Genomic DNA, 4,394 nt, shown 5'->3' on the forward strand with positions numbered 1-4,394 from the left:
AATGACGTTTTACAAGAGAATATAGTAGAAAAAGAAACAATAAAGATGTTGGCAAAGACAGCGTCTGATTCTTTGGCTACGAAAGGCCCAATCGTACCCATTGAAGTAAATCCTGACTCAATTAAATCAAGATTATTTGGTAAAAATCAGAATAAGACCTTCAGTTTGATGAATGGTTTATCTTATGACCCTTATTTGTCATCAAATATGTATGCTCTTAGGGATATGCCATTAACTTTTCAAGCCAGAGGAGGAGGCGCAAACTCTGCAAATAAATATTTGCAAACCAATGGGCGTGGTAAAGAGCTGGTTTTAACGTCCACAGATAATCCCTCGACAACAAATTTTAAAGTAAGGGTCTTACCAGCAAGCTCAGGAATACCATACCTCATCTATTCTTTTCAGGAAAATACACCAATAAGTGTTGGACAATATTCTAATGCCCCAAATAATAAGGTTTTGTTTCTTTTAAATGATGAAAGTGGATCATTATACAATGCGTCATGGGATTTGATTGCGTCATCAAATAATCCTGGATATTTTGCCATAGAAAGTCAATCTTATCTTGAACAAGGCCCTGGAGGAATGTGGGACATATTTTATAATGTAGTAGAACTAAAAGATGCGACCAAAATAGGATATGGTAAATATTCAAATAAACCTCAGCAAGAGTTCTTGATTACCCCTAGGAGCAAGTTTACGCTAAGCTCAATGGAATATATTAATGATTATAATGCCACTGTAACAAAAGGGCCAGATATCATTTTAAAGGGAAGCTATACAAACACTGGTTATTCTAATCTTTCGTATGATATTGAATGTTTGAAGTCTGAATTTTTGCCTTCTAATTTTTCCGTTAACAAGTCTATTAATTTCCAATTTGAAAATATAGCACAAAAATTTAAACGACCTTCGGTGCTCCAAGGGGTAATTAACTTAAATCCAGGATCAAATATTGAAGCTGATGTTTCTTTAAACTCAACTGGTTACACAAAAAATATGCTCACCAAAGTACCTTTTCTTATATCTCCCCGTACAAAAGTTGCGATAGACTATAAAGTTGCATCTTATACAGTATCTGTTGATTTTGTTGCAATCGCTACATATCAAGATCGTGAAATAAAGATAAGTGGACGTTGGACTGGAAGGGTGATAAGTGATGAATATCCTTTAAGTGACCACAGTTATATAATAACTGATATAGACACAGGAGCTCCAAAAATGGTCAAACTTCCAAATCCAAACTTAAATCTTAATGCGATAAATAAACCTTTGGCTGTCCAATAACAAATTGAGAAATAATTTAGCACAGAAAAACATAAAAATGAAAAAATACTTCATCTATATTGCTCTGCTTTCGCTTATCGTTTCCTGTAAGCAAAATGATCTTTTCAACGATACAATCAAACAGGAACACGCTGAGGATATCATACTTCAGGTGAGGAACTCAAAACTCCCGAAAGTGTTGTCTAGGTCAACTAAAAAGAAAAGCACAAATCAGTTCAATACGCAAAATACTACCGCATTACCAATAGATGCATATTCGGGTCGTGGTTACACAGTAGGGAACGGCATTCTAGGGAGCGTCGATAATGTCAGAAGACAAATTCTTGATTTTAATAAACTTCAGACAAACGGATTAATAGTAAAAGATCCCATTAAAAAAACCAATATCGAATCTTTTGCATTCTCTGATTTTCAGCGATATGCTAGTTGGACTAACATTACAAAAAAAGTATCTGCTGGATTTAGCCTCAATTTAGGGTTATTCAGCTTAGGTGCTAAGAGAACCACAACGGAGAAATTCTCGAATAATACGATGGAAACGTCTCGCAGTGTAAGTGGACAATTAAACATCGAAGTTCGAGATGCAATGTATCGAATGGATTTATCCCCAAGTAGTATGAGGAGAATCGCGTCAGGATATATGGATAGTTGGTTTTTGGATGATCTTTACAATTCTACGATTGTTGATGTTTTAAATACTTACGGTCCATTTGTAATTACTGGATATTACTCTGGAGGAAGAGCTAGTGCTACCTACTATGGGACTCATAAATTCAGCGCCGATTCTACAAATAAGGAAAAAGATATGCAAACTGATATTACCGCATCTTACAAATGGGGAGGAAAGGGCGATACCACTAACTCAGTAAGTGCCAATTTCGGTTTTGGAAGAAATACAGGCAACGGTAGTTCATTTCAGTCGAACATTGAGTCGACCTCTTATATTATTGAGACAACTGGTGGAGCTTATGACTTTCAGGTTCGGACACCGCCAACGGAAATAAAAAATTCTAATATTGATCTTTCTCAATGGCTTTCTTCTCTGAACAATGTAAGTAATCATGCGTTCTCTGGGCTAGCAGATCAAGGACTTAACCCTATTTCTGATTTTATGTTGGAAGCTAATTTTAAACGAAGGTTGCAGGATACCCATTTAGGATATTTTAATACCAATACATTTGTTGAGCCGTTCATAGAAATTGTAAAAGTTTTGGTGAGAACAACAGGATCGGGCGAACGCCTCTACGATATTGCCGCTGTTTTAAATACAAGGCAAGGAGATAAGATTATTTTAGGAAAAGGAGCGGCAGCCAATGCTACTGACGCTGATTTAAGGGCAAATAATACACCCTCTATTTTTGCTGCCAAAAGTCAAGCGCTCGCAAATGAAAAGATGAATTTCTATCAATGTTTGATTAAGTCGAATGAAAGTACAACAATCCTACCTTTCTTACGGATTCCACTTAGTATCAATATTGCGAATGTTAGCGAAAGCCGAATGCTTAAATTTTATAACACTGAATCGGATATGTGGTATATTTATGATCCCGTGGGTTTAACTGCGTATTCTTTCTATTTGGACGATTATATACTAGAAGTCTATGGAATGAAGGATTGGTTCGATACATTGCAGGAAAAGACTATTTCCATGACGAATCTTTATCAAAGATACACAATAATTGGTTTGTAATTCAATGTTCTGCCAACTTCGTTGGCAGAACAATTTTTTATTATTTTTACATTTAATTAATCAATACAACATGAAAAAAGTAATGTACATAATGGTTATTTTGGTCGGCTCTATATTAACTGGCTGCAATAAAGATGAGACATCTAAACCTATATTTGAATTTAATAAGAATACTATTAAACAGACTGGATGGAAGGGAACACTTCGAATCAACTTCAAGGATGAAACGAGTGAAGAAGAAATCAGCATGCTATTTCTGGATGATAAAGTGGGACGATATGAATATAAAAAAACACAAACTGGTGGCTTTGACTATATTGTAGAAGGTAAACTATTAAGAATTGGAGGATTACAAAGCAGTAAGCTAGAAGGCGAATGGATGGTCGTTGAGTTCACTGAAAACAAATTAATACTAAAAGATGAACTATACTCAGAACAATATAACAAAACTTTGGAACTTACACGAGATTATTAACATAATGGCAATGCCGCTGTACCCCCAAATAATACCATTGAAATGGCCTCTACTTATTGAGAGCTCTTTCAAATTTAGTATCTCAGATATCCAATAGTTGTATCAATATATACATTAAATTGAACTATTAAGTGAGTTATTGAAAAATATCACTCTAGATAGCTCACAATAATTACACATAAATATCTTTGGTAAAATTAGGTCCATGCCACAACATTATTTTAAAGCAAGAAAAGCATTTGATTTCAAGCCTAGCCCATTTGCGATAGGCACTATCAAGGGAGTACCTAATGGGTATGAGGACAACCACTTCCTATTGAAGATCTATGGCCTAGAGAAAGCGGCTTTTAGTTACTATTATCAGTACCATCTGGAATATTACCTTTCCGGAGGAAACCGCTCAGAAAAAGAGTTCTTTTCTCATGTCTGGTATATTGTTTCTGATAGGATAGATTATTTTAAGGGACAAGATCCCTTCTCCTCAAAGCATGCGCTCCATATCTCCAATGTTATGAAGCTGGGAGAATTTCTGGAATTTCTCACGCCACTGGACAAATGGAATATTCGACCTAATGATATGCTCATCAAAGAGAAAGACGAAGAGATCGCAAAACTACGGTCAGAGCTAGAGATCCTACAGAACAAACTTGCCGATCTGGAGAAATATGAGGTCTCTGTAAAACCAATGATACAGGACGAACACCTCCCCACTTTAATTGACCTGTTGCAGCAGATGAAAAATCTTACTCTTCCCAACGGAAGGAAGCTATTGGTCAGTGACCATGAAAGTCCCTATTATAAAATGGTCTCAAAATATTTTGTCTATAATGGTAAGGATATACCGGTCAATACCGTCCGCAATTATTTTGTACAGAAAGACCCGAAAGATTCCATGAAGGGAGTCAGGATCCCCGATGACAAAAAACTATTCGACATTATTCC

The 4,394-nt window shown here is 35.8% G+C and carries 4 protein-coding genes; all 4 read left to right on the forward strand.

The window, feature by feature from the left end:
- A partial coding sequence (locus B2X72_RS08895) for a hypothetical protein (RefSeq protein WP_286849200.1) occupies positions 1 to 1,287 on the forward strand: 1,287 nt, incomplete at its 5' end.
- A gap of 37 nt (positions 1,288 to 1,324) precedes the next feature.
- Positions 1,325 to 2,977, forward strand: a complete 1,653-nt coding sequence (locus B2X72_RS08900; protein ID WP_286767475.1) for an MAC/perforin domain-containing protein — start codon at positions 1,325 to 1,327, stop codon at positions 2,975 to 2,977.
- A 70-nt stretch (positions 2,978 to 3,047) separates the two neighbouring features.
- Positions 3,048 to 3,452, forward strand: coding sequence for a hypothetical protein (locus B2X72_RS08905; RefSeq protein WP_286767476.1), 405 nt, complete (start codon positions 3,048 to 3,050; stop codon positions 3,450 to 3,452).
- Between the two features lie 205 nt (positions 3,453 to 3,657).
- Positions 3,658 to 4,394 (forward strand): hypothetical protein (locus tag B2X72_RS08910; RefSeq protein ID WP_286849203.1); only part of this gene is annotated, 737 nt, incomplete at its 3' end.

The organism is Sphingobacterium sp. UBA7253, from assembly GCF_002472745.1.
Taxonomy (GTDB): Bacteria; Bacteroidota; Bacteroidia; order Sphingobacteriales; family Sphingobacteriaceae; genus Sphingobacterium; species Sphingobacterium siyangense.

Excerpts from the sequence above, each read along its gene's own strand:
- B2X72_RS08905 (WP_286767476.1), top strand. The coding sequence starts at position 3,048 with ATGAAAAAAGTAATGTACATAATGGTTATTTTGGTCGGCTCTATATTA.
- B2X72_RS08900 (WP_286767475.1), top strand. The coding sequence starts at position 1,325 with ATGAAAAAATACTTCATCTATATTGCTCTGCTTTCGCTTATCGTTTCC.